This window comes from Gilvimarinus sp. 1_MG-2023, assembly GCF_030548285.1.
Window position 1 is genome coordinate 1 of the sequence record NZ_JAUOSC010001631.1, and the last position, 239, is coordinate 239.

The following is a 239-nucleotide window of genomic DNA, read 5'->3' on the forward strand; positions in this document are numbered from 1 at the left end:
GGCCTGGGCTGACTGGTATGAATACGATACCAGCACCCATCAGATTGCGGCCAATACGACGGTGGGATGGTTGTTGCGCCATGCCGATGGCGAGACCTACAGCAAGGTCTTCCTGGATGTGGCCAGTTACACCGATATCACCGCCCGTTTTACAACGCAGGCAGCGGATACTGCGCAGTTTGCCGGGACAGAACAGAGTGTCAGCGCCACTTTTGCGGACGATGCAACCATGTTATGTC

1 protein-coding gene is annotated in these 239 nt (G+C 56.1%); it reads left to right on the plus strand.

All coding sequences use genetic code 11. The features are described 5' to 3' along the window. Positions 1 to 239 (plus strand): hypothetical protein (locus Q4563_RS22315; protein WP_303606101.1); only part of this gene is annotated, 239 nt, incomplete at both ends.